This is a genomic window from Nocardioides sp., assembly GCF_030655615.1.
In the GTDB taxonomy this organism is placed as follows: Bacteria; Actinomycetota; Actinomycetes; order Propionibacteriales; family Nocardioidaceae; genus Nocardioides.
The window spans coordinates 1-24,709 of sequence record NZ_JAURVJ010000072.1 but is presented as its reverse complement, the minus strand read 5'-3'; the positions used below and the strand labels follow the sequence as shown (position 1 = coordinate 24,709).

General features: G+C 72.2%; 33 protein-coding genes. 20 read left to right on the top strand and 13 right to left on the bottom strand.

Annotated features, from left to right (window positions below):
• The first annotated feature begins 6 nt into the window (after nucleotides 1-6).
• Nucleotides 7-354 carry a VOC family protein gene (locus Q7T52_RS06155; RefSeq protein WP_304800434.1) on the top strand — a complete coding sequence of 116 codons (348 nt, stop codon included), beginning with the start codon at nucleotides 7-9 and terminating at the stop codon, nucleotides 352-354.
• On the opposite strand, the gene Q7T52_RS06150 is transcribed toward Q7T52_RS06155, so the two are convergent.
• Entirely contained in the window at nucleotides 351-818 is a 468-nt protein-coding gene (locus Q7T52_RS06150) for a hypothetical protein (RefSeq protein ID WP_304800432.1), read from the bottom strand. The genes Q7T52_RS06155 and Q7T52_RS06150 overlap by 4 nt on opposite strands.
• A 182-nt stretch (nucleotides 819-1,000) precedes the next feature.
• Between Q7T52_RS06150 and Q7T52_RS06145 the strand changes: the two genes are divergently transcribed.
• Both Q7T52_RS06145 and Q7T52_RS06140 read left to right on the top strand, forming a co-directional pair.
• A complete protein-coding gene (locus Q7T52_RS06145) occupies nucleotides 1,001-1,255 on the top strand; it encodes a PspC domain-containing protein (RefSeq protein ID WP_304800430.1) in 255 nt (84 codons plus the stop codon).
• Complete coding sequence (locus Q7T52_RS06140; protein WP_304800428.1) at nucleotides 1,186-1,482, top strand: hypothetical protein; 297 nt, start codon at nucleotides 1,186-1,188, stop codon at nucleotides 1,480-1,482. Before Q7T52_RS06145 ends, Q7T52_RS06140 begins: the two co-directional genes overlap by 70 nt.
• Before the next feature lie 129 nt (nucleotides 1,483-1,611).
• Here Q7T52_RS06140 and Q7T52_RS06135 read toward each other — a convergent pair whose 3' ends face one another.
• Both Q7T52_RS06135 and Q7T52_RS06130 read right to left on the bottom strand, forming a co-directional pair.
• Nucleotides 1,612-3,078, bottom strand: coding sequence for a hypothetical protein (locus tag Q7T52_RS06135; RefSeq protein WP_304800426.1), 1,467 nt, complete (start codon nucleotides 3,076-3,078; stop codon nucleotides 1,612-1,614).
• 102 nt (nucleotides 3,079-3,180) lie between these two features.
• Nucleotides 3,181-3,744 carry a dihydrofolate reductase family protein gene (locus Q7T52_RS06130; RefSeq protein ID WP_370692301.1) on the bottom strand — a complete coding sequence of 188 codons (564 nt, stop codon included), beginning with the start codon at nucleotides 3,742-3,744 and terminating at the stop codon, nucleotides 3,181-3,183.
• A gap of 132 nt (nucleotides 3,745-3,876) precedes the next feature.
• On the opposite strand from Q7T52_RS06130, the gene Q7T52_RS06125 reads away from it, so the two are divergent.
• The 3 genes from Q7T52_RS06125 to Q7T52_RS06115 all read left to right on the top strand — a co-directional run bounded on the left by Q7T52_RS06125 (nucleotide 3,877) and on the right by Q7T52_RS06115 (nucleotide 5,630).
• Entirely contained in the window at nucleotides 3,877-4,230 is a 354-nt protein-coding gene (locus tag Q7T52_RS06125) for a hypothetical protein (RefSeq protein ID WP_304800422.1), read from the top strand.
• Nucleotides 4,231-4,279: 49 nt separating this feature from the next.
• Entirely contained in the window at nucleotides 4,280-4,744 is a 465-nt protein-coding gene (locus Q7T52_RS06120) for a VOC family protein (protein WP_304800420.1), read from the top strand.
• A gap of 97 nt (nucleotides 4,745-4,841) precedes the next feature.
• Nucleotides 4,842-5,630, top strand: coding sequence for an Ig-like domain-containing protein (locus Q7T52_RS06115; RefSeq protein WP_304800418.1), 789 nt, complete (start codon nucleotides 4,842-4,844; stop codon nucleotides 5,628-5,630).
• 8 nt (nucleotides 5,631-5,638) lie between these two features.
• Here the strand turns inward: Q7T52_RS06115 and Q7T52_RS06110 are convergent, their stop codons facing one another.
• Complete coding sequence (locus tag Q7T52_RS06110) at nucleotides 5,639-6,142, bottom strand: N-acetyltransferase (RefSeq protein WP_304800416.1); 504 nt, start codon at nucleotides 6,140-6,142, stop codon at nucleotides 5,639-5,641.
• A gap of 75 nt (nucleotides 6,143-6,217) precedes the next feature.
• On the opposite strand from Q7T52_RS06110, the gene Q7T52_RS06105 reads away from it, so the two are divergent.
• From Q7T52_RS06105 to Q7T52_RS06085, 5 genes are all read left to right on the top strand, one after another.
• A complete protein-coding gene (locus tag Q7T52_RS06105) occupies nucleotides 6,218-6,562 on the top strand; it encodes a hypothetical protein (RefSeq protein WP_304800414.1) in 345 nt (114 codons plus the stop codon).
• 16 nt (nucleotides 6,563-6,578) lie between these two features.
• Nucleotides 6,579-6,848, top strand: a complete 270-nt coding sequence (locus Q7T52_RS06100; protein WP_304800412.1) for a hypothetical protein — start codon at nucleotides 6,579-6,581, stop codon at nucleotides 6,846-6,848.
• Nucleotides 6,849-7,019: 171 nt separating this feature from the next.
• A complete protein-coding gene (locus tag Q7T52_RS06095) occupies nucleotides 7,020-7,703 on the top strand; it encodes a 4a-hydroxytetrahydrobiopterin dehydratase (RefSeq protein WP_304800409.1) in 684 nt (227 codons plus the stop codon).
• A gap of 219 nt (nucleotides 7,704-7,922) precedes the next feature.
• Entirely contained in the window at nucleotides 7,923-8,804 is an 882-nt protein-coding gene (locus tag Q7T52_RS06090; RefSeq protein WP_304800406.1) for a WD40 repeat domain-containing protein, read from the top strand.
• Nucleotides 8,805-8,853: 49 nt separating this feature from the next.
• On the top strand, nucleotides 8,854-10,188 hold the full coding sequence (locus tag Q7T52_RS06085) for a DUF222 domain-containing protein (RefSeq protein WP_304800404.1): 1,335 nt from the start codon (nucleotides 8,854-8,856) through the stop codon (nucleotides 10,186-10,188).
• A gap of 1 nt (nucleotide 10,189) precedes the next feature.
• Here the strand turns inward: Q7T52_RS06085 and fadD8 are convergent, their stop codons facing one another.
• Entirely contained in the window at nucleotides 10,190-11,794 is a 1,605-nt protein-coding gene (fadD8, locus tag Q7T52_RS06080; protein ID WP_304800401.1) for a fatty-acid--CoA ligase FadD8, read from the bottom strand.
• 52 nt (nucleotides 11,795-11,846) lie between these two features.
• On the opposite strand from fadD8, the gene Q7T52_RS06075 reads away from it, so the two are divergent.
• On the top strand, nucleotides 11,847-12,149 hold the full coding sequence (locus Q7T52_RS06075) for a hypothetical protein (protein WP_304800399.1): 303 nt from the start codon (nucleotides 11,847-11,849) through the stop codon (nucleotides 12,147-12,149).
• A gap of 79 nt (nucleotides 12,150-12,228) precedes the next feature.
• Complete coding sequence (gene yidC, locus Q7T52_RS06070) at nucleotides 12,229-13,041, top strand: membrane protein insertase YidC (protein ID WP_304800396.1); 813 nt, start codon at nucleotides 12,229-12,231, stop codon at nucleotides 13,039-13,041.
• On the opposite strand, the gene Q7T52_RS06065 is transcribed toward yidC, so the two are convergent.
• Entirely contained in the window at nucleotides 13,038-13,406 is a 369-nt protein-coding gene (locus Q7T52_RS06065) for a YciI family protein (RefSeq protein ID WP_304800395.1), read from the bottom strand. The genes yidC and Q7T52_RS06065 overlap by 4 nt on opposite strands.
• 115 nt (nucleotides 13,407-13,521) lie before the next feature.
• Between Q7T52_RS06065 and Q7T52_RS06060 the strand changes: the two genes are divergently transcribed.
• A complete protein-coding gene (locus tag Q7T52_RS06060) occupies nucleotides 13,522-14,292 on the top strand; it encodes an SDR family NAD(P)-dependent oxidoreductase (protein WP_304800392.1) in 771 nt (256 codons plus the stop codon).
• Nucleotides 14,293-14,302: 10 nt separating this feature from the next.
• Here Q7T52_RS06060 and Q7T52_RS06055 read toward each other — a convergent pair whose 3' ends face one another.
• On the bottom strand, nucleotides 14,303-15,346 hold the full coding sequence (locus tag Q7T52_RS06055) for an LLM class F420-dependent oxidoreductase (protein ID WP_304800390.1): 1,044 nt from the start codon (nucleotides 15,344-15,346) through the stop codon (nucleotides 14,303-14,305).
• Between the two features lie 58 nt (nucleotides 15,347-15,404).
• Here Q7T52_RS06055 and Q7T52_RS06050 point away from each other — a divergent pair, with 58 nt between their 5' ends.
• Genes Q7T52_RS06050 through Q7T52_RS06040 form a run of 3 tightly spaced genes read left to right on the top strand, consistent with a single transcriptional unit; the run spans nucleotide 15,405 to nucleotide 18,596 of the window.
• Nucleotides 15,405-16,358: a Zn-ribbon domain-containing OB-fold protein gene (locus Q7T52_RS06050; RefSeq protein ID WP_304800389.1), complete on the top strand. Its 954-nt coding sequence runs from the start codon at nucleotides 15,405-15,407 to the stop codon at nucleotides 16,356-16,358.
• 10 nt (nucleotides 16,359-16,368) lie between these two features.
• Entirely contained in the window at nucleotides 16,369-17,433 is a 1,065-nt protein-coding gene (locus tag Q7T52_RS06045) for a thiolase domain-containing protein (RefSeq protein WP_304800387.1), read from the top strand.
• Nucleotides 17,433-18,596, top strand: a complete 1,164-nt coding sequence (locus Q7T52_RS06040; protein WP_304800385.1) for a thiolase domain-containing protein — start codon at nucleotides 17,433-17,435, stop codon at nucleotides 18,594-18,596. Before Q7T52_RS06045 ends, Q7T52_RS06040 begins: the two co-directional genes overlap by 1 nt.
• On the opposite strand, the gene Q7T52_RS06035 is transcribed toward Q7T52_RS06040, so the two are convergent.
• Together Q7T52_RS06035 and Q7T52_RS06030 are read right to left on the bottom strand one after the other, a co-directional pair.
• The gene (locus Q7T52_RS06035; RefSeq protein ID WP_304800383.1) at nucleotides 18,593-18,874 is read right to left on the bottom strand and encodes a hypothetical protein; all 282 of its coding nucleotides are present in this window, start codon (nucleotides 18,872-18,874) and stop codon (nucleotides 18,593-18,595) included. The two genes, Q7T52_RS06040 and Q7T52_RS06035, sit on opposite strands and share 4 nt — an antisense overlap.
• A 9-nt stretch (nucleotides 18,875-18,883) precedes the next feature.
• Nucleotides 18,884-19,774 (bottom strand): LysR family transcriptional regulator, encoded by an 891-nt coding sequence (locus Q7T52_RS06030; RefSeq protein WP_304800381.1) that lies wholly within the window; start codon nucleotides 19,772-19,774, stop codon nucleotides 18,884-18,886.
• Nucleotides 19,775-19,883: 109 nt separating this feature from the next.
• On the opposite strand from Q7T52_RS06030, the gene Q7T52_RS06025 reads away from it, so the two are divergent.
• Entirely contained in the window at nucleotides 19,884-20,789 is a 906-nt protein-coding gene (locus tag Q7T52_RS06025; protein WP_304800379.1) for an SDR family oxidoreductase, read from the top strand.
• On the opposite strand, the gene Q7T52_RS06020 is transcribed toward Q7T52_RS06025, so the two are convergent.
• Complete coding sequence (locus Q7T52_RS06020) at nucleotides 20,786-21,175, bottom strand: VOC family protein (RefSeq protein ID WP_304800377.1); 390 nt, start codon at nucleotides 21,173-21,175, stop codon at nucleotides 20,786-20,788. The genes Q7T52_RS06025 and Q7T52_RS06020 overlap by 4 nt on opposite strands.
• Before the next feature lie 74 nt (nucleotides 21,176-21,249).
• Here Q7T52_RS06020 and Q7T52_RS06015 point away from each other — a divergent pair, with 74 nt between their 5' ends.
• Nucleotides 21,250-21,573 carry a helix-turn-helix domain-containing protein gene (locus tag Q7T52_RS06015; protein ID WP_304800375.1) on the top strand — a complete coding sequence of 108 codons (324 nt, stop codon included), beginning with the start codon at nucleotides 21,250-21,252 and terminating at the stop codon, nucleotides 21,571-21,573.
• Between the two features lie 34 nt (nucleotides 21,574-21,607).
• Here the strand turns inward: Q7T52_RS06015 and Q7T52_RS06010 are convergent, their stop codons facing one another.
• From Q7T52_RS06010 to Q7T52_RS06000, 3 genes are read right to left on the bottom strand one after another with little or no spacing between them, the layout of a single operon-like run.
• Entirely contained in the window at nucleotides 21,608-22,387 is a 780-nt protein-coding gene (locus tag Q7T52_RS06010; protein ID WP_304800373.1) for a maleylpyruvate isomerase family mycothiol-dependent enzyme, read from the bottom strand.
• A 39-nt stretch (nucleotides 22,388-22,426) separates the two neighbouring features.
• Nucleotides 22,427-23,029: a ClpP family protease gene (locus Q7T52_RS06005; RefSeq protein WP_304800371.1), complete on the bottom strand. Its 603-nt coding sequence runs from the start codon at nucleotides 23,027-23,029 to the stop codon at nucleotides 22,427-22,429.
• Entirely contained in the window at nucleotides 23,026-23,628 is a 603-nt protein-coding gene (locus tag Q7T52_RS06000) for an ATP-dependent Clp protease proteolytic subunit (RefSeq protein ID WP_304800369.1), read from the bottom strand. Before Q7T52_RS06000 ends, Q7T52_RS06005 begins: the two co-directional genes overlap by 4 nt.
• Before the next feature lie 99 nt (nucleotides 23,629-23,727).
• Here Q7T52_RS06000 and map point away from each other — a divergent pair, with 99 nt between their 5' ends.
• Nucleotides 23,728-24,495 (top strand): type I methionyl aminopeptidase, encoded by a 768-nt coding sequence (gene map / locus Q7T52_RS05995; protein ID WP_304800367.1) that lies wholly within the window; start codon nucleotides 23,728-23,730, stop codon nucleotides 24,493-24,495.
• Nucleotides 24,496-24,709 lie beyond the last annotated feature (214 nt).

The following is a 24,709-nucleotide window of genomic DNA, read 5'->3' as shown; positions in this document are numbered from 1 at the left end:
GCAGCGGTGTCGCTGGACTGTCCGGACCCCCCGGCGCTCGTCGACTTCTACCAGGCCCTGCTCGGCGGAGAGGTGCTCTGGAGCTCGAGCTCGAGTGCCGGCCTCCGGACTGCCGGTGCGACCCTCGTGACGCAGCGGGTCGACGACTACCGCGTCCCGGACTGGCCCGGCTCGTCGATCGTGCACCTCGACCTGAGTGCCGGCCCCTCCGCTGACGAGACCGCTGCCGCCGTACGACGTGCGATCGGCCTGGGCGCGCGCCTCGCCGAGCAGCAGCACGACGCGCGCTGGACGGTCCTGCTCGATCCCGCCGGCCACCCGTTCTGCATCACGACGGTGACGCCGGAGGGCTAGGCGGACCGCAGCACGTCGACCTCGCAGCCGGGAGCGAACGGCCGGAGGGCAGCCTGGGCGATGTGGCGGTTGCGCGCGACCAGGTCGGCCGGGAGGACGTCGTTGCGGACGAGCCACGTGCACTCCTCATCGAGATCCTGCGTCTTGTCGTCGATGGACCGGCCGCGCCAGGGCGGGAGCGGCGCGTCGTGCAGCCGGCGGAGCACGGCGCCGGCGGCTGACCACGCGTTCGGCGAGGCCGTCGACGGCTCCCCGAGCCGGGCGATGGCGGCCCCGGGCAGCGCTGCCAACGCGAGGACGGGCGGTCGGCGCCACAGCACCTCGGGCGTCGGGACCGGGGCTGTCGTCATGGCCTCGACCTCGACGTCGGCGGCCGCCTGGTCGGTGTCGATCTTGAGGAAGACGTCACCGACGCGAAGGGTCGCTCGCTCGTCGTGGGCGACGACCACCTCGACGCGGCTCATGGTGTCGATCGTCGCGGACCAGCCCCCGCGGTCTCCACCGGTTTGCGGTGGATCGGCGACGTCGCCCGGACCCTGAGTCGTCGGGCGGGGGTCGGGCCAGGGCTGTTCCCGATGGTGGGCGGTCCAGCCGGGACGCATGCTGGACCTACCAACCCATCCAGCCGACCAGACAGAGGAACACCATGACCGACATCCGCTCCAGCTTCGCCCAGCAGGGCCTCGTCCGCCCCCGTGACGGCAAGATCCTCGGCGGCGTCTGCGCCGGACTCGGGCGCCGCTTCGGCCTCGGGCCGTGGGTCTCGCGGCTGCTCTTCGTCCTGATCCTGATGGTCCTGCCGGGCAGCCAGCTGCTGATCTACCCGGTGCTGTGGATCCTGATGCCGGCCGAGGAGAAGGCCACCTACGGGGTGGCGGCGTCGCAGCCGTCGCCTGTCTGAAGGCCCAGCAGTACTTCCTCGACCACGGCGGTCCCGACAGCGACCCCGACGGCCTGGACGCCGACCGCGACGGTGTGGCCTTCGAGTCCATTCCCTGCCCCTGCTCCGACTCGACCACACCCGGCGGCGGCGGTGGGGGCGACGGTCAGCCGCCGGCAGAGAAGGACGACTTCGGGGCGGTCGCCCTCAACCTCGAGGACAAGGCCGGCACCAGCAAGAACGTTTAGACGAAGAACGGTGCGTTCATGTCCTTGCAGACATTCACCCGTGGTTGTGCGGGAGCTCGGCCGTCGCCAGGTGCCGACGCGACGTCCCCGTCCGTTGGCCCGCCCAGCCGGGGGTGTGCGCGGCTGAGGTCAGCCGCGCGGCGGCCCACCGATGCCTTCGACGATGCCGCCGCCGCCTGGGCCCCGACGTGATGTCGCTGACCAATAGATGCTTCGCACCCGCGGACGCAGGTTCTTCGACGTGCCGGCGGGAAGCTTGAACCGAGCGATGAGCGGCATGCGCTCGAACGCATCCTGCGCCGTGCCGAGGTCGCGGACCTGGACGGTGGCGCCGTGGGGTCCCGGGTTGGTGAAGCGGACGACGCCCCGCCGGTTCCTCAGCTTGTGCGCGGTGACGACCTGCGACTTCGTCACCGTCACGGTGAGGGTGCCAGGGGTCAGGTAGTGGTGGTCGCACGCGTAGTAGGTGACGCGGTAGGTACCCGTTCGCGTCTTCTGGCCCGCCTGGACCAACAGGGTGTACGGGACTGGGTCGCTCGCATCGGCGGCGGTTCGAGAGCGTTGCTTGCCGACGCCCCACACGAGGAACGGGCCGTCTCCAGCGAGCGGCGTCACCTCGAGGCCCGAGCCGACAGGCACCGAGGCACGGCAGATGCCGAGGCCGTCGCCGGTCGCATCGGGGTCGGAGTCGTTGGCCAAGACGTCGGAGAGCGCGAGGAAGCCCTGAGACACCTCGACGGTGTCGGGTGCGGTGACCGGGGCGTCGGTGGACTCGTCACGGCCCGCGGCCGGCCGTGAGGCCCGCCACGTCGACCCCGGACTCGGCCGGAGCCCGATCCGCTGGGTGCCGAGCCGCCACGCCGTGCGGTCCGCGAGCGTGCGGGCTGGCGGACGTGCCGAGGCCGGCTCCGACCGGGTGGTGGGCTGCTTGATGCCCCGCAGGATGTTGCCGTAGGACGACGCGCCATGGCGCGTGCGGATCGTCGCGGTCCACTGGATCGCGCGTCGTTCGGTCCGGACCGTCCTCGCCGCGTGCGCGGCGAGCACGAACGTGCCGTCGACCGTGCGCCCGTCCTTGGATCCGTACTGGATCACGGCCCGTCGCTTCCCGGGGTTGTGGAAGCGGACGTAGCCGGGACGTGCCGTCAGCACCTCGGCGTGGGGGCTCTGGGAGGGGGCGACCTTGACCGTCAGCGTCGCCGGGGTCAGGTAGTCGTAGTCGCAGACGTAGTAGTCGACGGTGTAGGTGCCAGGCCTCGCTCGGTACGGGAAGACGAACAGGACCGGGTGCCCACCGGTGTCGAAGTCGGACTCGTCGTAGCCGGTCGACATCTGGATGTTGATCGGGTTGTCCGCGGGCGGCTCGACCCGGCAGACCGTCAGCTTCGTGCCGGAGGGGTCGTCAGGGTCGGCGTCGTTGGCGAGCACGTCGATCTCCGTGGCGGCGTCCGCGGCCACGGTGACGTGGTCGGCGCGGGTCACGGGTGCGCCGGCTGCAGGCGCCGCGGGCTCATCGGCCCGTGCCGCCGACGTCGGCATCACGAGGGTGGCGAGGAGGAGGACGGCCGCGGCCGCGATGGTGCGTGGCGTGCTCACGACATGCTCCGGTGTGTTGTGGAGGCGGACCTCGTGAGGCTAGGTGCTGACGCGCCGTTTGTCCGACGATCGGGGGACCCGACGTCGAACAGGGCAGGGTGGTCAGCGCCTGGTCTCGTACCGGGTCATGAGCACGCCGCCCGGGAACGGCTGCGTCTCCACCAGGTCCAGGTCGACCCAGGTGTCCAGGGCCGTGAAGAAGGGCGTGCCGGCGCCGACCAGGACCGGGTGGGTGACGATCAGGTACTCGTCGATCAGCCCGGCTCGCATGACTGCCGCGGCGAGGGTGGCGCCCGTGATGTCCATGGGGCCGCCGTCCTCGGTCTTCAACCGGGCGATCTCGGTGACGGCGTCGCCGCTCACCAACCGCGCGTTCCAGTCGACCGTGCTGATCGTCGACGAGAACACGACCTTCGGCATGGTGCGCCAGCGCTGGGCGTAGTCCACGTGCGCCGGTGTGGCGTCGGGCTTCTGGTCGGCGGTCGGCCAGTGGGCGCTCATCCCGTCCCACAGCTTGCGGCCGTACAGCGCCAGGCCCGTCGCCCCCACCCGGTCCGACCACCACTGGAACAGCTCGTCGCTCGGCACGCTCCAGCCGAGGTCGTCGCCGGGCGCGGCGGTGTAGCCGTCCAGGCTCACGTTCATGGCGTAGGTCAGCTTTCGCACCACGTCAGTCAGCCTCTCTCGAGCCAGCAGTGGGGGTGCCGACCGACTCGGTGCGTGGAAATCATCGCTCGACCCCGACCGAGGTCTTGCTGATTCACCCCGACGGCTGCGGTCGTCGCCTACCGTTCGCGCATGAAGCGTGGCGCTCTCGTCCTCGGCGCAGTCCTCCTGTCCGGCACCACTGTCGTCGTGCTGAGCTCGCGCTCCGAGGACTCGTGCCCCACGACGTACGAGTTCGAGGGACGGTCGTACGTCGTTCACGAGACGACTCAGGAGGTCACTCCGCGCAACGTGCTGGGTTCGGGCACGGAGACCGGTTGCGGGGGCCAGGGCCCCTACGTCCTCGAGGTCGAGATGCACAGCGTCCGAGGCGTCCGTCCGTACCTGGCCGTCGTGAGTGCGATCGACGCGCGTGCGATCTACCTCGCGCCCGGCGTGGGTGTCGGCGACCTGCCTCCTGACGTGGCTGCCGTGGTCGTCCGGTAAGGCCGGAAAGCACGAGCCCGCGCGCCGGTCCGAGTCCTAGGGTCCGTCCATGACCACCGACCGACCCGTCCTGCAGCTGCGTCTCGTCGTCGAGGCCGACGACTACGAGGCCGCCGTCGCCTTCTACCGCGACACGCTAGGCCTCCCCGAGCAGGCGGCGTTCGAGGGGGACGGCGACGCCCGCGTCACCATCCTCGACGCCGGTCGCGCGACCCTCGAGCTCGCCAACCCCGCCCAGCGCCGGATGATCGACCGGGTCGAGGTCGGCCACCCGACCGAGGGACGGATCCGGGTGGCCTTCGAGGTCGTCGACGTCGAGGCTCGTACGACGCGGCTCGTCGAGGCCGGGGCCGAGCTCGTCGCCCCGCCGACCGAGACGCCCTGGCGCTCCCTCAACTCGCGCCTCGATGCCCCGGCCGGGCTGTCCGTCACGCTCTTCGAGGAGCTGGAACCGCTCGAGCAGCGGGAGCAGTCGGCCGACTTCGACACCGACGCGGAGCGGCGGAGGACGTGAACCAGACGAGGCGGTTCGCCGGACGACGGTCCGGGCGGCGTCGTACTGTGCGCTGTCATCCACCGGCCGTCCTGGCCGCACCTCTGGGGAGCCACCTGTGCCTCGTCGCGCTCTGCGCCTGACCGTCCTGACCATCGCGACCACCACGTGGGGACTCGGGTCGTTCGTGCCTGCGATGGCCGACGACACCCCGCCCCCCGTCGCGGGCGACGACTCGATCACCGTCGAGGCGCGCACCCTGGACTTCGGTGGCGTCTCCTTCATCGACGTCCTCGCCAACGACAGCGCTGCGGAGGGCGAGACCCTCGAGATCTGTCGGGTCCAGGCCCCTGAACGTGGGTTGTCAGTGGCAGAGGTCCAGCCCAACGGCAACTTCAGCATCCAGACGCCCACCTCGGGCGTCGGCGTCAGCGGCGACGGAACCGTCGAGGAGGGTGCTCACGAGAGCCTCGTGGTGCTGCCCTGGGCCAACCGCGCCGGCACCTACCAGTTCACCTACTGGGCGTGCGACACCCAGCACCTCACGCCGGCCACCGTCACCGTGACGGTCGAGAAGACCCCCGTGATCACCGTGCGTAAGGTTGACCGGCCGGGCCGGCTCCGCTTCACCAACCCCCGGACGAGCCGCGCGGTCGTGATCTACGGCGGGATCCGGCAGGAGCGCCCCGAGGGTCGGGTCCGCCTGGCGCCCGGCAGCAGCGAGACGCGACGCGTCGAGCACCGAGCCGTTCGCTGGATCGCGTTCGCCCCTCGCACCGGCCAGGTGATCAACGAGGGCGTCGTCCGCGGGATCCGCCTGCCGGGCGCTGCTCGTACGAGCGGAGCCCCCAGCGGCGCCGAGCCCCGGCTGACCGCCGGCATGCTCCGCGCGTGGCACAGGTCCTAGCTATCCGGCTAGGTCGTTGGTCGGGCAGCGAGGTCCAGGCTCAGCGTTGCCAGACCGTCGACAGGGCTGAACCCAAGCCTGCGGTAGAGGTCGAGCGCAGCCCGGTTGTCCGGCTCTGTCACGAGGGACAGCCGCGTCGCGCCGGCTGCGGCAGCGGCCGTCCGGACCGCGTCGACCAGAGCAGCTGCCGCGCCGCGGCGACGGTGCTCGGGGAGCACGTAGAGGTCACGGAGCTGCCAGAACCGTCCCATCGTCAACGAGGCAGGGACCGCGTGGCTCGTCGCGAGGCCGATCGGAGGCGAGCCGGCCTGCGAGGCCGGGGATGCCGTGTAGACCGTGAGCATGTTCGCGCGGACCATGTCGGTGAGCCATCCGAGGGTGCGTTCGTCCCCGTCGGTCTCGCCGTAGTGGTGCCGGTAGTGGTTGAACAGCCCGCCGGCCCGCGCGAGCGTCTTCTCGGTGTCGCACCTCGAGATCCGCAGCGTGCTCCTGGGCGCCGACGCAGCGTTCACACGCTCGTCCGTGACCGGGCGGGACCTTGCTGAGGCATACACTCCGCCTAAGTCGCTCGAGAGAAGGGACGTCCAGTGGTCTCCAACGGTCTCACGCCCGCAGGCACGGTCTGGGAGAGTCAGCGTCTCCCCCGCCCCGACGGGGAGCACGTCGTCCGAGTCGTCAACAAGCGCACGCCGCTCGCCACCCCCGAGCCCGAGGTCGCCGCGTCCGGCGGTCTGGCTGGGCTGGTGGCTGTCGGTGTCTCGCGGCTGCTGCGCACGCTCGGCAGGGTCGTCCGTCGCGACCTGTTCCTCGTCCGCCTCGTGCGACTGGTCCCTGCGGACTCGCGTTCGTTCGACGAGCAGATCGTGAGCGAGGTCGAGGTGCGGGGAGAGCGCGAGGCGCTCGAGCAGGCTCGCCAGCTGGCCGAGAGCTAGCGGCGAAACTGGCCCCGTGTCGTCTCGTCGTCGGGTGCTCGTGGCCGGCGTGCTGGTCCTGGGCTCGCTGGGGCTCACCTGGGGCGGCTTGGAGGTCTCGCTCAGCCACGCGGCCGAGGGCTGCTACGCGACTCATCAGGGCTACCTGAAGCAGCAGGTGGTCGACGTACGCCGTCGGTGGTGGACCGTCGACTGCGTGATGGACCCACGCGACGGCGGTGATCACTACACCGTCCACCGTCCGTGGCAGTCGGTGCGTGCCATTAAGGACATCGACGGCGACTAGCAGGCGCCCCTCCGGGTGGATGGGACAGTGCCGTACGCAGGTGTCACCCAGTGACACCCAGGTACGGCACTGGCGCGGTGCCTGCCCTCGACGGCGGTACGGCAGTGCAGCGCGTCGGTGGATCGCGCCAGACTCACCTCAGACCCTCAGCCGAGAGAAGTGGCGACGCGAGTGAGCGAGACGACCGAGACCCCGCCCGACCCGGAGCGCACGCTGACCGAGCAAGACGTCGAGGGCGAACTGTTGGCCGACTGGCGGATGCTGATCGACCGCCTCCACGCCAGCTTCGACACCGGCGACTTCGTCACGGCAGTCAGGCTGGTCGACGCGATTGCACTGGCGGCCGAGCAGATGGACCACCACCCCGACCTCGACCTGTCCTACGGGCGGCTCGACGTCCGGCTGCTCAGCCGCGACGTCGGAGGGGTGACCTCGCGCGACGTGGTGCTGGCCCGGACCATCAGCGAGCTGGCCCTGGCTGCCGGCGCCACGCCGCACCCGGAGCGCACCAGCGTGCTCGAGCTCGCACTCGACTCGGCCGACGAGGCGAAGATCAGGCCGTTCTGGGCCGCGCTCCTCGCCTACGACACCGTCGAGGCATGGGGGGAGACCCAGCTGCGTGACGGCACCGGCCGCCGGGCGTCGATCTGGTTCCAGCCCACCGACGCCCACGACGTTCCGCGGCAGCGCTGGCACCTCGACCTGCGGATCCCGCCCGAGGTGGTCGCGGACCGGATCGCCGCGGCGGTCGCGGCCGGCGGCGTGCTGGTCGACGACAGTGCGGCGCCGGCGTTCTGGGTGCTGGCCGACCCGCAGGGCAACCGCGCGTGCCTGACCACCTGGCAGGGTCGATAGCGCGTGACGGGCGATCTCGACCTCGGGTCTCCTCGTCACGCGTGGGACCTCCGCCCGCGGGCAGGAGTCGTTGCCTGCGTCCTCGCCGTGCTGCTGGTAGCCGTCGTCGTGATTCATCTGCGGGAGCACCGAGAAGGATCAGCCCAGCATCCGCAGCCGTACGGCAACGATCCCGTCAGCACCGCGCCGCTACCTCGCGCGGTCCTGTCCGAGGGAGTGGTGACGCGACTCGACGGCAGCACCGTCGATGTCGGACCGGTCGGCCGACTGCTGGTCGTGCTCCCCGACGGCCGCACGGTGATGGACGTCCTCAGTCGCAGGATCGACGTCTACGACGTCGCCGGCACCCGTCGCGCGTCCTACCAGCGCTCCCCGAAGACCGTCGTCGAGGTCACCTCCGACCGGACGGCCGTCGCCTGGATCGGCGCCGACCGTCACCTGCGCGTCCTGGGCACCGGGGCCGCCGAGCCGGTGCGGCTGGCTGCCCCGCCGGAGGTCCGCGGCTTCGTCTCGATCAGCTGTGCGGTCCCCCAGGCTGACTGCGCCGCCACCACCTACGACCTCCACAGCCGCGTCGTACGTCGAGTGAGCGCGACCGGGGTCGAGCCAGTGACGTCCCTCCCCCGGACCGTCACCGGCATCACCGACGTCTCCCCGGACGGCACCACCCTGGCTGCCACCATGCGCGACGCAGAGGGTCCGTTCGGCTGCCTCGTGCTCTACGACCTGCGACGTGGCGCGGTCACCGAGCGCAACTGCCGCACCGACAGCCTGCGGTTCGCCCCCGACGGCCGGCACCTCCTCCGCGCGCGCTACGCGCCGACGAACGGGAGCCAGGCGATCGACGTCTACGACCGACGGCTCGAGCAGGTCACGAGCCTCACGCTCCCTGCTCACCTCACCATCGAGCAGGTCGCCTGGACCGACGACGACTCCATCCTCGTCGAGCTGGTCGACGCCGAGGGCTACGCCGTCGGCGTGGACTACCACTGGCGCATCCTCGACCTGCCGATCGACGGCAGCACACCCGACCTCCTGCGGGAGCGCGTCCTCGACCGGGACTACGAACGAGGCCCGCTCTGGGTCTTCTCCCACGAATAGGTCGACTGCGACCGTTGCGCTAGAACATGTGTTCGATTATCATGAGAGAATGCAACTCTCGGGCCAGGTGATCGACGACTTCCGTCGTCTCCTGCTCGACGCCGTCGGCTCAGCCGATCGCACCCGCGAGGCCGACGCAGCACGGATCGACGTCCTCCAGGCGCTCGAAGACCTCAAGTCCACGGCGTGCGCCCTCCAGGCCGAGGTCGCCGTCGAGGTCGACGCGTCCCAACGCGCCCAGCAGTCCGAGCAGGGCCTACGAGCGCCACGCCAGGGTCGCGGTGTCGCGTCGCAGATCGCGCTGGCGCGACGCGAGTCGCCACACCGGGGACAGGTGCTGCTCGGAATGGCCAAGGACCTCGTTGCCGAGCTCCCCCACACGCTGGCCGCGCTGCGCGAGGGTCGGCTCAACGAGTACCGCGCCCAGGTCATCGTCACCGCCACGTCCGGCCTCGACCCCGAGGCGCGGGCCGACATCGACGCGGAGCTCTGCGCCGATCCCGCCACGCTGCGCGGCGTCGGTACCCGACGGCTCGAGGGCCTGGCCCGTCGGGCGGCGCAGAAGCGCGACCCGGCCGCCGCCGTACGCCGCAACCGACGGGCGGTCGGCGACCGCCACGTGTCCACCCGTCCGGCGCCCGACGGGATGGTCTACTGCACGGCCCTCGTCCCCCTGGCGCAGGGCGTCGCGGTGCACGCCGCGCTCAAGCGCACGGCCGACCACGTCATCGGCGTGGGCGACCCGCTCGGGCGCACCCACAGCCAGGTGATGGCCGACGTGCTCGTCGAGCGCGTCACCGGCCAGGCGGCTGCGGAGGACGTCCCGGTCCAGGTCGACCTGATCCTCTCCGACGCGACCCTGCTCGGCGGTGGCACCGACCCGGCGCTCGTCCCCGGCCACGGCGACGTGCCCGCCGAGGTCGCCCGCCACCTCGTCGCCCACGCCATCGACCGCGGCGCCGCCTGGGTCCGCCGGGTCTACGCCGACCCCGCCGGCCGGCTCGTCGCACTGGCCACCAATCAGCGCCTCACCAGCGCCGGGCTCTCGACGTTCCTGCGCATCCGCGACCAGGGCATCTGCCGCACCCCCTGGTGCGACGCGCCGATCCGGCACGACGACCACGTCCAGCCTGCGGCCGAGGGCGGACCCACGACCGAGGCCAACACCCAGGGACTCTGCGAGGCGTGCGACTACGCCAAGCAGGCCCCGGGATGGCGACAACGGGTCACCGACGACGAGAGCGGCCGGCACCGCGTCGACACGTTCACCCCGACCGGGCACCACCACGTCTCCGTCGCGCCGGCTCCCCCACGACCGGCCCGCGGCCCAGTGAGCCAGTCCGTCGGCGAGCGCGTTCTCAGCGGACTGCTCGCCGCGGCGTAGCTCAACCGACGGCGCGTTCGCCCGTCCAGTACTGCGCGCGCAGCGCCTTCTTGTCCGGCTTGCCGAGCCCGGTCAGCGGCAGCGCGTCGGTGGCGATGACCTGCTTGGGGGCCTGCACCGAACCCTTGCGCTCCTTGACCATCTCCTGGATCTCGGCGACGACCTCGTCGGTCAGCTCGTGGCCCTCACGCAGGACGACGATCGCGGTGACGGCCTCGCCGAACTTCTCGTGCGGCGTGCCGATGACGCCGACCTGGGCGATCGCCGGGTGCTCGGCGACGACGTCCTCGACCTCGCGCGGGAAGACGTTGAAGCCGCCGGTGACGATCATGTCCTTGGTGCGGTCGACGATGTACCAGAAGCCGTCCTCGTCCTCACGGGCCACGTCGCCGGTGTGCATCCAGCCGTCGGCGCGGAAGGTCTCGGCGGTCTCGTCGGGCAGGTTCCAGTAGCCGCCCGAGAGCAGCGGTCCACTCACGCAGATCTCGCCGGGCTCGCCGACCGGGACCGGTCGTCCGTCCTCGCCGAGCAGCGCCGTGCGCACGAAGGCCGACGGGCGCCCGCACGACGACAGGCGCGCCTCGGAGCCGGTGACGTGGTCCTGCTTGGAGAGGTAGGTGATCACCATCGGCGCCTCGGACTGCCCGTAGTACTGGGCGAAGATCGGGCCGAAGCGGTCGATCGCCTCGCGGAGCCGCACCGGGTTGATCGCCGATGCGCCGTAGTAGACGGTCTCGAGGCTCGACAGGTCGCGGGTGCGACTGTCGGGGTGGTCCATCAGGGCGTAGAGCATCGACGGCACCAGCATCGTGGCGGTGATCCGCTGCTCCTCGATCGTCCGCAGCACCTCGGCCGGGTCGAAGCGCGCGAGGACGTAGAGCGAGCCGCCCTTGATGACGGTCGGGGTGAAGAACGCAGCGCCGGCGTGCGAGAGCGGCGTGCACATGAGGAAGCGCGGCTCCTCCGGCCACTCCCACTCGCTGAGCATCACCTGCGTCATCGTCGCCATCGCCTGCGAGAGCCCGACGACACCCTTGGGCTTGCCCGTCGTGCCGCCGGTGTAGGTGATCGAGACGACGTGGTCGGCGGGCAGGGTCGCGGCCGTCAGCGGCCGGGGCTCGAACTCGGCGGCCTTGGCTACCAGGTCGATCGCCCGGCCCTCGAGCTCGGGCGGCACCGGCCCGATGGTGAAGACCTGGGTGAGGCCGGGGCACTTCTCGAGCAGCGCCAGCGCACGCTCGACGAAGTAGGGGTCGATGGTGAGGGTGCTGATGCCGGCGTCGTTGATGACGTAGGCGTGGTCGTCGGCGCTGCCGAGCGGGTGCAGCGACGTACGCCGGAAGCCCTGCGTCTGGCCCGACCCGATGATGTAGAGCACCTCGGGCCGGTTGAGCGCGAGCAGCGCCCCGGCCGTGTCTCCCCCGGCGCCGAGCGCCTCGAAGGCCTGGACGTACTGGCTGATCCGCTCGGCGACCTGGCCGCCGGTGAGCGTGGTGTCGCCGAGGTACATCACCGGCTTGTCGCGGTGGCGCTTGAGCGCGGCGACCATCAGGTTGCCGTTGTGGGTCGGGGTGCGAAGGTCGTTGTCGGCCGAGGTAGCGGGCATGGTGGCGACACTAGAACGTGTTCCAGTTCCTGTCACGACGTACGATCGCGGCATGTCGGAGCCGCGGGTCACGTTGCGTGCTCGTGACGCCGTGCTCGCAGCCCTGGCCGCCTCCATCGCGTTCCTGCTGCCGACCCTGGCCGCCGGCCTCGACGGCACCGCCACCCTGACCGGCGCGCTGCTCGCCGTGGCCCTCGCCGCGCTGCTGCGCACGGCCCACGATTCAGGCCACCTCGGCGCCCGTACGACGTCCGCGCGGGTCAGCGCCCGCCGTGCCAGTCCGATCGTGCTCGCCACCCGGGCCACCGACCCGACGCACCACCCGCTCCGCCCCCGGGCTCCCGGGTCGCGCTGACGCCCGCCGTCCCGTCCTCACGGAGGACGGGACCGGCCGGCAGACGCGCCCCGATCCTCCCGACCCCTGGAGCTCTCCCGTGTCCCTGCTCGCCCCCGTCCAGCACGCCCTCGCCGCCGTCGTCGCCGGTGTCCACTCCGGCCTGACCTCGCTCGGCGCCGACCCGTCCTCCGGCGCCACCTGGTGCCTCTCGATCGCCGCCGTCGTCGTGATCGTCCGCACCGCGCTCCTGCCCCTCGTCGTCCACGGCGTCCGCAACGCCCATGCCGCCGCCCGCGCCCGGCCACACCTGAAGGCCCTGGCCGCGGAGTACAGGGGCCGCACGGACGCCGAGGCGGTCCGCGCCCAGATGGCGGCCCGCCGCGAGATCTCCGCCGAGCACGGGATGTCTCGCCTCGGCTGCCTGCCGCTGCTGCTGCAGGTCCCGATCTGGATCGGGCTCTACCACCTGCTGCGCAACGTCGCCGACGGCCAGGCGGTCGGCGCCCTCGACGGCGACCAGGTCGCCTCGCTCGCCCGCGCGACCATCGGTGGCGTGCACCTGACCGGCCACGGCTACCTCGGCTCGGGGTCCGGCCACCTCGCCGTCGTCCTGGGCCTGGCCGGCACCGCGGCCGTGCTGTCGTTCGTCACCCAGCGCTACCTCGTGCAGACCAACTCGAGCGCCACCGACCTGCCCGAGTCGATGGCCACCGCGCAGCGGATCGTGCCGTTCGTGTCCGCGGGCGGGATGCTGCTGGCCGGCGGCGTCGTCCCGGTCGCGCTGCTCTTCTACTGGGCCTGCGGCGGACTGTGGACCTTCACCCAGTCGGCCGTCGTGTGGCGCTTCTTCCCCACCCCGGGGTCGCCGGCCGCGGCCCGACGGGCCGAGCCCGCGAGCGTCGCCTCCTAGGAGTCGTCTTCGGAGCCCACGACCGGGCGGACCTCGACCGCCGGGTGGCTGCGCACCAGGACCTGCGCCGCCTCGAGCAGCCCGGCCTCGTCGTCGGTCGAGACCAGGTAGAAGCCCGACAGCTGCTCGACGGACTCGGCGAAGGGGCCGTCCGTGACGACGGCTCCCCCGCCGGCGCTCCGGCGTAGGACGTGCGCGCGGCTCGCCGAGGCCAGCTCGGCCCCGCCGGTGACCCGGCCGCCGCGCTCTCCGAGCAGCCTGACGAACTCCTCGTCGGTGGCGTAGACCTCCTGCCGCTCGGCCACGGTCGCGAGGTCCCAGTCGTCCTCACGGTCGGCCGGGAACAGGATCATGTAGTCGGTCATCGGTGTCCTCTCGTCGCCTGTCTGGCACCAGGGTGACGCGCGGGTGGGCGCGAGATCGACAGCGCCACACCCGCCTGACCGGAATGACCGCACGACGACGCCCGTTGGGCCGGACATGACCGTCAACAGCTATGACTTCGCAGGCAAGACCGTGCTCGTCACCGGTGGGGGCACCGGGATCGGCCGGGCGATCGCCGAGGCGTTCCTGGCCAACGGCGCCAACGTCGCGATCAGCGGACGCCGCCGCACCAAGCTCGACGAGGCCCTCGCCGGCTACCCCACCGAGCGCACGCTCGCGGTCGAGGCCGACGTCAGCGAGGACAGCTCGGTGGGCCAGATGGTGACCGAGGTCGTCGACCGGTTCGGCGCCCTCGACGTCGTCGTCAACAACGCCGCCGCCTACACCAACGGCCCGTTCGACGAGCTCGGCCTCGGCGACTGGGAGGCGATCCGCTCGACCAACATCGACGGGTTCGTCCACGTCGCCCGGCACACGCTGCCCGAGCTGGAGAAGTCCGGTGGCAACCTCGTCGTCGTCGGCTCCGTCTCGGGCCTGCGCGGCGACTGGGGCCAGGCGGCCTACAACGCCACCAAGGCCGCGATCATGAACTTCGTCCAGTCCCTGGCCCTCGACTACGGCCCCCGCGGCGTGCGCCTCAACGCCGTCGTCCCGGCCTTCACCGTCACCGACGTCACCGCCGAGGCCGCCGCCGACGAGGACGTCCTGGCCGCGGCCGTCAACCGGGTCGCCCTCGGCCGCGTCGGCCAGCCGGACGACATCGCGCCGGCCGTGCTGTTCCTCGCCAGCGACGACGCCGGCTACATCACCGGCGCGTTCCTGCCCGTCGACGGCGGTACGTCGGCGTCGACGGGTCAGGCGCACTGAGACCGAGGCGTCAGGCCAGCAGCTCGGCCACCCGGCGTACCTCGTCGGCGCCGCGGAACGACAGCATCAGCGTGGTCACGCCGGTCTCCTCCCAGGCGGCCACCTTCTCCTTGACCTCCGACTCCGACCCGATGATGTGCATGTCGTCGACGAGGTCGTCGGGGATGAGCGCGGTGGCCTGGTCCTTGTCGCCGGCGAGGTAGAGCCTCTGCACCTCGGCGGCGAGGTCCTCGTAGCCCATCCGCACGAAGACCTGGTTGTGGAAGTTGGCCTCGGCGGCGCCCATGCCGCCCATGTAGAGCGAGACCGACGGCTTGATGGCGTCGAGGACCATGCGCTTGATCTCGGGGGTGTCGCAGATCTGCAGGTGGCAGGTGGCGGCGATCTCGAAGTCGTCGCGGGTACGACGCGCCCCCGGCCGGGCGAAGCCCTCGTCGAGCCACGGCTGGTACATCGCGGCCGACTTGGGCGTGTAGAAGATCGGGATCCAGCCGTCGGCGATCTCGGCGGTCATGGCGACGTTCTTGGGCCCCTCGGCACCGAGCCAGATCGGGATGTCGGGGCGCAGCGGGTGGACGATCGGCTTGAGCGGCTTGCCCAGCCCGACCGAGCCCGGACCTGTGTAGGGCAGCGGGTAGTGCGGCCCGTCGTTGGTCACCGGCGCCTCGCGCGCCAGCACCTGGCGGATGATGCCGACGACCTCGCGGGTGCGGGCCAGCGGCTTCTGGAAGGGCTGGCCGTACCAGCCCTCGACGACCTGCGGCCCCGAGACACCCATGCCGAGGACGACCCGGCCGCCGGTGAGGTGGTCGAGGGTCAGGGCGTGCATGGCGATCGAGGTCGGCGCCCGCCCGGACATCTGGACGATCGACGTGCCGAGCCGCACCCGCGACGTGCCCCTGCCCCACCACGTGAGCGGCGTGAACGCGTCGGAGCCCCACGCCTCGGCGGTGAAGATCGCGTCGAAGCCCGACTCCTCCGCGGCCCTCACGAGCTCCTCGACGCCCTCGGGCGGCTGCGCGCCCCAGTACCCCAGCTGCAGTCCCAGTTTCATGCCCGCCACTCTGGCAGAACAGTTGCGGCGTGAGTAGAACGTGTTCTAGTTTCGTGGCATGCCTCGCACCCTGTCCGCGCCGGTCACCGTCGCGTTCGACTACACCCGCTCCACGGGCCCGGTGATCGGCCGGTTCCTGACCGGCCTCCGTGACGGCGTCGTCGTCGGCGCCCGTACGTCGGAGGGGCGGGTCGTCATCCCGCCTCCGGAGTACGACCCGGTGACCCACCAGCCGACCACCGACTTCGTCGAGGTCTCGTCGTCCGGCAGCGTCACCTCGTGGGTGTGGGTGCCCGAGCCGGTCGCCGGCCAGCCCTTCGACCGGCCGTTCGCCTGGGCCCTGGTGACCCTCGACGGCGCCGACGTCCCGTTCCTCCACGCGCTCGACGTCTCCTCGGCCGACGAGGTCTCGACCGGGATGCGCGTCCAGGTCCGCTGGGCCGCCGAGCGCGCCGGAGCGATCACCGACATCGCCTGCTTCGAGCCCGCCGACGACGGTGCGGGCGCGATCGTGCCGTTCCCCGGTGACGACGTCGTGAGCGGCGTCGTCACGCCGGTCGAGCTCGACTACGTCTATGCCGCCAGCCCCGAGGAGTCAGCGTTCTACCGCGGCCTCGCCGAGGGCCGGCTGCTCGGCCAGCGCTGCCCGACCTGCCACAAGGTCTACATCCCGCCGCGCAGCGCCTGCCCGACCGACGGGAGCCCGACGACCGACGAGGTCGAGCTGCCCGAGACCGGCACGGTGACGACGTTCTGCATCGTCAACGTCCCGTTCCTCGGCCAGAAGATCACGCCGCCCTACGTGTCGGCCTACGTCCTGCTCGACGGCGCCGACATCGCCTTCCTCCACCTGATCCTCGACATCCCGGCCGAGGAGGTCCACATGGGCCTGCGGGTCAAGGCCGTCTGGAAGCCGCGCGAGGAGTGGGGCACGACGATCGAGAACATCAGCCACTTCGCGCCGACCGGCGAGCCGGACGCCGACTACGACACCTACAAGAACCAGCTCTGAGAGGCCAGGAGTGAGAGACGTTGCCGTCGTCGGGTTCGCCCAGCGACAGATGCCGGAGTTCGACGGGTCGCCCACGTGCGTGGAGCTGCTCGTCCCCCTCTTCGCCGAGTGCTACGAGCAGACCGGGTGGACCCGCCACGACGTGGGCTTCTGGTGCTCGGGGTCCTCCGACTACCTGGCCGGCCGGTCGTTCTCGTTCGTGTCGGCCGTCGACGCGATCGGCGTGATCCCGCCCGTCAACGAGTCCCACGTCGAGATGGACCTGGCCTGGGCGATGTACGAGGCCTGGATCAAGATCCAGACCGGCGAGGTCGACACCGCCCTCGTCTACGCCTTCGGCAAGAGCTCGGCCGGCGTGCTCCGGCGTACCCTCGCGCTCCAGCTCGACCCCTACCTGATGACGCCGATCTGGCCCGACACCGTGTCGCTGGCCGGCCTCCAGGCCCGCGCCGGCATCGACGCCGGGCTCTGGGACGAGCGCGCGATGGCCGAGGTCGCCCAGCGCTCGCTCACCGACGCCGAGAAGAACGACTACGCGGTCCGCAAGGGCGGCTCGTCGGTCGACGCGCTCCTCGCCCGCCCGATGTACGCCGATCCACTGCGCAAGCACGACTGCGCGCCGGTCACCGACGGGGCCGCGGCGATCGTCCTCGCCGCCGGCGACAAGGCCCGCGCGGTGCGCGAGCAGCCCGCGTGGCTGACCGGGATCGCCCACCACGTCGACCCGCTCAGCATGGGCACCCGCGACCTGACCCGTGCGCCGTCGGCGCGGCGCTCGGCCGCGGCGCTCGACGTCACCGGCGTCGAGGTGGCCGAGCTGCACGCCCCGTTCAGCCACCAGGAGCTCGTGCTGCGGCGCGAGCTCGGCCTGGCCGACGACGTCAGCGTCAACCCGTCGGGCGGGGCGCTCGTCTCCAACCCGATGTTCTCGGCCGGCGGCATCCGCGTCGGCGAGGCCGCCCGCCGGATCTGGTCGGGCGAGGCGTCCAAGGCGCTCGCCCACGCGACGTCCGGACCGGCCCTGCAGCAGAACCTCGTCTGCACGCTCGCGAGCACCCCGGAAGGGACCAACTGATGGGCAAGCAGCCCGCCGCCGTGGTCGGGATCGGCCAGACCCACCACCGCGCCAAGCGCCTCGACGTGTCGATGGCCGGCCTGTGCCGCGAGGCCATGGACCGCGCCCTCGAGGACGCCGGCATGACCCTCGACGAGATCGACGCGATCGTCGTCGGCAAGGCCCCCGACCTGTTCGAGGGCGTGATGATGCCCGAGCTGTTCCTCGCCGAGGCCCTCGGCGCGGCCGGCAAGCCGCTCCTGCGCGTGCACACCGCCGGGTCGGTCGGCGGGTCGACCGCGATCGTGGCGGCGTCGCTCGTCCAGGCCGGCATCCACCGCAAGGTGCTGACCGTCGCCTACGAGAAGCAGTCGGAGTCCAACGCGATGTGGGCGCTCTCGGTGCCCGTGCCGTTCAACATGCCGGTCCACGCCGGTGCCGGCGGCTACTTCGCGCCCCACGTGCGCTCCTACATCCGCCGCTCCGGTGCGCCCAACCACGTCGGGGCGATCGTCGCCGCCAAGGACCGCAACAACGCGCTCAAGAACCCCTACGCCCACCTCCACAACGAGGGCACCACCGTCGAGTCGGTGCTGGCCTCGCAGATGCTCTGGGACCCGATCCGCTACGACGAGACCTGCCCGTCGTCCGACGGCGCGTGCGCGCTGGTCATCGCCTCCGAGGACGTCGCGGCCGCCTCGCCCAACCCGGCCTGGATCCACGGCACCGTGATGCGCTCCGAGGCCACCTCGGCCGCCGAGCGCGACCAGGTCAACCCGCAGGCCTCCCGCGACGCGGCGGCGGCGCTGTGGAAGCAGGCCGGCATCGCCTCGCCGATCGACGAGATCGACATGGCCGAGATCTACGTCCCGTTCTCGTGGTTCGAGCCGATGTGGCTCGAGTCGCTGGGGTTCGCCGAGGAGGGGGGCGGCTGGATGCTCACCGAGTCCGGCGCGACCGCACTCGACGGCCGGCTCCCGGTCAACGCCTCCGGCGGCGTGCTGTCGTCCAACCCGATCGGCGCCTCCGGGATGCTGCGGTTCGGCGAGGCGGCGCTGCAGGTCCGCGGGCTCGCCGGCGAGCACCAGGTCGACGGCGCCCGCAAGGCCCTGGGGCACGCCTACGGCGGCGGGTCGCAGTTCTTCGCGATGTGGGTCGTGGGCTCGGACAAGCCGACGAGCTAGCCCATGAAGGGCGAGACCTGGCCGAACACCGAGATCCAGAGGACCAGCCCGCCCAGCAGCCCGGCGACAGGCACGAGCACGGCCGGCAGCCAGAGCCGCTCGTCGTCGCCCATCGCGACGCAGCCGACGACCAGCCCTGCGGGGCAGAAGATGATCGGGAACAGGAACGCCCCGAACACGCCCAGGGCGATGGCGATCGCCGACCACCTGTTGCCCGGGCCCGCGGTCGCGTAGGGGTTGCCGGCGACGTCGGAGTACGGCGGCACGTTGTCGGTCACGCTGCGACCTTAGGCGGGGGGTGGCGCACCATCGGGGTGGAGGTGGTCGCGGGCCAGCGCGACGAACCGGCGGACGAGGGCCCGGCGCTCCGCCGACCGCGTCGCGACGACCACCTGGCACGGCGCGATCCCCTCGACGGGCACGGTCGTCAGCCCTGCTCGAAGCCGGCTGTCGGGGCCCGGGGCCGGCATCAGCGTCAGCGCCTCACCGGAGGCCACCAGCTCGAACTTGTCCTCGCGCTCGCCGCCCAGCGGGCCGTCCGGCGCACGGCTGCCGTCGGGGCGCGGGTCGATCCGCCAGAAGGCGTCGCGCACCGGGTCGACCGAGCGCACCAGCGGCTCGTGGGCGAAGTCGTCGAGCTCGACCTGCTCCTTGCCGGCCAGCCGGTGGTCGAGGGGGACGACGAGCACGCGGGCCTGCTCGTGGAGCACCTCGACGTCGAGGCCCTCGGCGCCGAAGGGTGCCCGACCGACCACCAGGTCGACCCGGCGCTCGAGCAGCGCGTCACGCAGCTCGTCCCACCCGACGTGGCGGGTCGTGACGTCCGCGTCCGGGTGCGCGTGGCGCAGCGCCCGTACGACGTCGGTCACGACGAGGTCGCCGGCCCAGCCCACCACGAGCCGCTGCGGCGTGGCCGCCGAGCGGGCCTCGACGAGCGCGTCGTCGGCCGCCCGGACCAGCTCGAGCGCGCGGGGCAGGAACGCCCGCCCGGCGTCGGTGAGCGTGCTGCCCTGCGGGGTGCGCTCGAGCAGCGGGGTCCCGACGAGGTCCTCGAGGCGGCGGACCTGGCGGCTCAGCGACGGCTGCGCCACGTGCAGCGCCTCCGCGGCGCGCCCGAAGTGGGCGTGCTCGGCCACCACGGTGAAGTAGCGGACCAGGCGCAGGTCGAGATCGGGCACGCCACCACGGTAGCCACAGCCCCCTGACCTGCGGTCATGCCTCGACGGCATGAGGCGGTGAGCAACGGGCCTTGGATCTCGGGGGCTCCACGTCCCTACCGTCGAGGTCATGAACATCTTCGTCACCGGAGCCTCGGGCTTCATCGGGTCCGCCGTCGTCCAGGAGCTGCTCGGGCAGGGTCATCAGGTCACCGGCCTCGCCCGCTCCGACGCCAGCGCCGCCGCCCTCGAGCACGTCGGCGTGCGGGTGCACCGCGGCACGATCGACGACCCCGCCGGCATCGCCGCGGCCGCCGCCGAGGCCGACGGCGTCGTCCACCTCGCCTTCAAGCACGACGACTTCACCGACATGGTCAACTCGGCCGGGTCCGACCTGCTCGTCGTCAAGGCCCTCACCGCGGCCCTGGCCGGCACCGACAGGCCGCTCGTGGTCACCTCCGCCACCGCACTGGTCGCCGGCCTGGGCCGCCCGGCCATCGAGGACGACGAGGCCGACCCCGACCGTCCAGGCGCCGCCCGCGGGCCCGCCGAGCGGACGACCGTCGCCGTCGCCGAGCACGGCGTCCGCTCCAGCCTGGTACGACTCCCGCCGTCGGTCCACGGCGCCGGCGACGGGCACGGGTTCGTGCCGACGCTGGTACGGATCGCCCGCGAGAAGGGCCAGTCGGCCTACGTCGGCGACGGGAGCAACGTCTGGCCGGCCGTCCACCGCCTCGACGCCGCCCACCTCTTCCGGCTCGCGCTCGAGTCGGCACCCGCCGGCACGCGGCTGCACGCCGCGGCCGAGCAAGGCGTTCCCATGCGCGACATCGCGACCGCGATCGGCGACGCGCTCGGCGTACCCGTCGTCTCGCTGGACCCCGCCGACGCCGCCGCCCAGCTCGGGTGGATCGCCGGTTTCGCCGCCGCCGACAACCCGACCTCGAGCGCGCGGACCCGCGAGCTGCTGGGCTGGGAGCCGACCGGCCCGACGCTGCTCGACGACCTGGCGGCCGGGGTCTACGGCGGGGTCTAGGCGTAGAGGCAGAACGGGTGCCCGGCCGGGTCGAGCAGCACGCGCACGTCGTCCTGCGGCTGGTGCTCGGCCAGCGTCGCGCCCAGCCCGAGCGCGCGGGTGACCTCGCCCTCCAGGTCGGTGACCTCGAAGTCGAGGTGCAGCATCATCCGCTGCCGGCCCTTCTCGGCCGGCCACGCCGGCGGCTCGTAGGACGCGTCCGCACGCTGCACCGTGAGGTAGGCGACGCCCTCACCGACGTCGAGCACGCAGTCCTCGTCGTCCTCGTGATGGACGGTCCAGCCGCGCAGGGCGGCGTAGAACCGGCCCACGGCACGGTGGTCGGGCGCCTCGATCACCACGCCCCACCAGTCGTGTCGCTGCCAACGGTCCGGGGTCAAGCTCACCTGGGCGACGCTACGCCGTTCGCCGGTCGCGAACACCCCTCGCCGTGGCCGCTCCCGCGGCCTAGGGTCCGGGCATGGGTGAGGTCGTCGCGTTTCCCGCATCATCGCCGCGTTGGCTCGGTCCGGAGCCGGCGCTGCCCGACCCGCTCTGGCGCGAGCTCGTCGGCCGCGAGCTGCGCGAGGAGCGCACCCGCCAGGAGCGGACGCTCGCCGACGTGGCCGGTGAGGCCGGCATCTCGGTGCAGTACCTCTCCGAGGTCGAGCGCGGCCTCAAGGAACCCAGCTCGGAGGTGCTCGGGGCGGTGCACGGCGCGCTCGGGCTGCGGCTGGTCGACCTGACGATCCGGGTCTCGCGCGAGCTCGGCCGGATCTCCGGGCCGCTCGCCCTCGCGCTCTGACCAGGACCCGGCGCGTCACGTCGTCCCGGGGCGGTCAGTAGCCGGGGAACACCCGGCGCAGGTCGTCGAGCGTCACGTTGCCGACCACCTCGACGCCCTCGGGCGTCGTGGTGGGCCGCAGCCGACCCGCGATGAGACGTACGGCGGCCTCGACGGGTCCGGTGAACGTCGCGGTCGGCGCCACCGGCGGCTCGGCGACCAGCGACACCTCCTCGGCGACCGTCAGGCCGTGGCCCTCGAACGCCACCACCGTGCGCTCGTCGAGCTCGCCCGGCTTGCTGGCCCAGGTGAGCAGCATCCCCAGCGGACCGGTGTAGAGCTCGAGCAGCACCTCGGCCGCCTCGTCGTCGAGCGAGTCGGTCACGTCGAGGCCGGCCAGCACGTCCCAGCTGTGGAGGGCGACCTCGTTGAGCCGCATCCCCGCGGCCATCGCCAGCGGCACGGGCGCGGGCAGGAACCCGAGGTCGACCGTCAACGACTCCCGAGCCTCGTCGTCGAGCCCCTCGAGCGTCTCGACGACCCGCCGGTCGTGCTCGACGAAGCCGTCGGCCTGGTCGCGCGGCGACATCGCGTTCCAGCGGTCCCAGACCTCCTCGTTGGCCGCCTCGGGGACCGGCGTGCCGGTGGCGGCCGCGGCGAGCGGGCGCAGCGTGATCTCGGCGCCGCTGCCGAGGTGGGAGAGCACGTCGCAGACCCGCCACTCGGTGGCGGCGCTGGGGCTCGTCAGCGCAGCGTCGTCGAGGCTCGGGACCAGCGCGGCGAGCCGGTCGTGGTGGTGACGGAGCGAGGAGATCACGCGGTCGACGAGGGTCATGCGCCCAACCTAGTACGCCGGCTGCGTCGGCCGGGCCGGTCAGGCCGGCGCCAGCTTGCGGCTCTCGAGCACCGCGTCGGCCATGCCGTAGTCGACGGCCGCGTGGGCCGTCAGCACGAGGTCGCGGTCGGTGTCACGGCGCAGCTGCTCGACGGCGACGCCGGTGTGCTGGCTGAGCAGCTCCTCCATCGACGCCCGGAGCCGGACGATCTCCTTGGCCTGCACGGCGAGGTCGGGCAGCGTGCCCTGCCCGCCGCCGGCGGGCTGGTCGAGGACGACGCGGGCGTGCGGCAGCAGCGTGCGGCGGCCGGGCTCCCCCGCCGCCAGGAGCAGGGCCGACGCCGACCCGACCTGGCCGACGCACGTCGTACCGACGGGGCAGCGGATGAACTGCAGGGTGTCGTAGATCGCGAGCACCGAGGTGACGTTGCCGCCCGGGGAGTTGAGGTAGAGGCTCACCGCCTGGTCGGGGTTGTCGGACTCCAGGTGCAGCAGCTGGGCGATGACGACGTTGGCCACGCCGTCGTCGATCTCGGTGCCGAGGTAGACGATGCGGTCGGTGAGCAGGCGGCTGTAGATGTCGACGGCACGCTCGCCACGGATCGTCTTCTCGACGACGCTGGGGATCGTGTAGCTGCTCATGCCGACCGGTCCATGCCGAAGGCGATGCCGGCCCGCGACGGGACGACCGAGGCGACCTCGGTCAGCACGTGGTCGACGAACCCGTAGTCGCGCGCCTCCTCGGCGGTGAACCACCGGTCGCGCAGCGCGTCGCGCTCGACCTTCTCGACGGGCTGGCCGGTGTGCTCGGCGGTGATCCGCATCATGACGTTCTTCATGTGCTCGAGGTTCTGGGCCTGGATCTCGATGTCGACCGCGGTGCCGCCGATCCCGGCCGAGCCCTGGTGGAGCAGGATCCGGCTGTTGGGCAGCGCGAACCGCTTGCCCGGCGTACCCGCGGTGAGCAGGAACTGGCCCATGCTCGCGGCCAGCCCCATCGCCAGCGTCGCGACGTCGTTGGGGATCAGCCGCATCGTGTCGTAGATCGCGAGCCCGGCCGACACCGAGCCGCCGGGGCTGTTGACGTAGAGGCTGATGTCGCGGTGGGGGTCCTCGGCCGAGAGCAGCAGCAGCTCGGCGCAGATCTTGTTGGCGATGTCGTCGTCGACCTGCTGGCCGAGCACGATGATGCGCTGGTGGAGCAGCCGGTCGGCTGCGGTGAGGTTGCCGGTCTGGGTCATGTCGCCCAGCGTGCGTGGGGCGGGAGCCGTCCTCCAGCGTTTCCGCCGCAGGCGGATCCGCTCACGGCGGACTCGTCGTCGGCGGCTACCGTGAGGCTCGTGATCGAGCTCAGGACACCCACCCAGATCGAGGAGATGCGCCCCGCCGGGCGCTTCGTCGCCTCGGTGCTCTCCGCGCTGGTGGACAAGGCCGACGTCGGCGTCAACCTCCTCGAGCTCGACGCCCTCGCCCACGACATGATCCGCGAGCGCGGCGCCGAGTCCTGCTACATCGACTACCACCCGTCGTTCGGCGCCTCGCCCTTCGGCAAGGTGCTCTGCACCTCGGTCAACGACGCCGTCCTGCACGGCCTGCCCCACGACTACGTCCTCCAGGACGGCGACCTGCTCTCGGTCGACTTCGCCGCCTCCGTCGACGGCTGGGTCAGCGACTCGGCCGTCTCGGTCGTCGTCGGCACCCCGCGCGAGGAGGACCTGCAGCTCATCGAGGTCACCGGCCGCGCCCTCGAGGCGGCGATCGAGTGGGCCCGCCCCGGCAACCGGATGGGCGACATCTCCCACGCCATCGGCCAGGTCGCCCGCACCGCCGGGCTCGCCATCAACCTGCAGTTCGGCGGCCACGGCGTCGGCCGCACCATGCACGGCGACCCCCACGTCCCCAACGACGGCCGCCCCGGCCGCGGCTTCCGCCTCAAGGCCGGCCTGGTCATCGCCATCGAGCCGTGGTTCCTGCACACCACCGACCAGATCTACACCGACCCCGACGGCTGGACCCTCCGCAGTGCCGACGGCTCCCGCGGTGCCCACATGGAGCACACCATCGCCATCACCGACGACGGTCCGTTGGTGCTCACCGCGCGCGACTGACCTACGTCGGACGTCGGCTGAGGTGCGAGTGCAGCGAGCCTCGAAGCCCTCTTTGCCGTCGTGGGGTCATTCGTTGTCCGGGTCGGGTGGCCGCGCGCGTAGCAGACCGCGTCTCGGCGTCAAGGACGCCTGCGGCGCCGCTGCGCGGTCGCTGCGCGATCCTTGACCCCGTGCCTCTCGCGGTCTGCTTCTCGGCGCGCAACGGCGAGGCCTC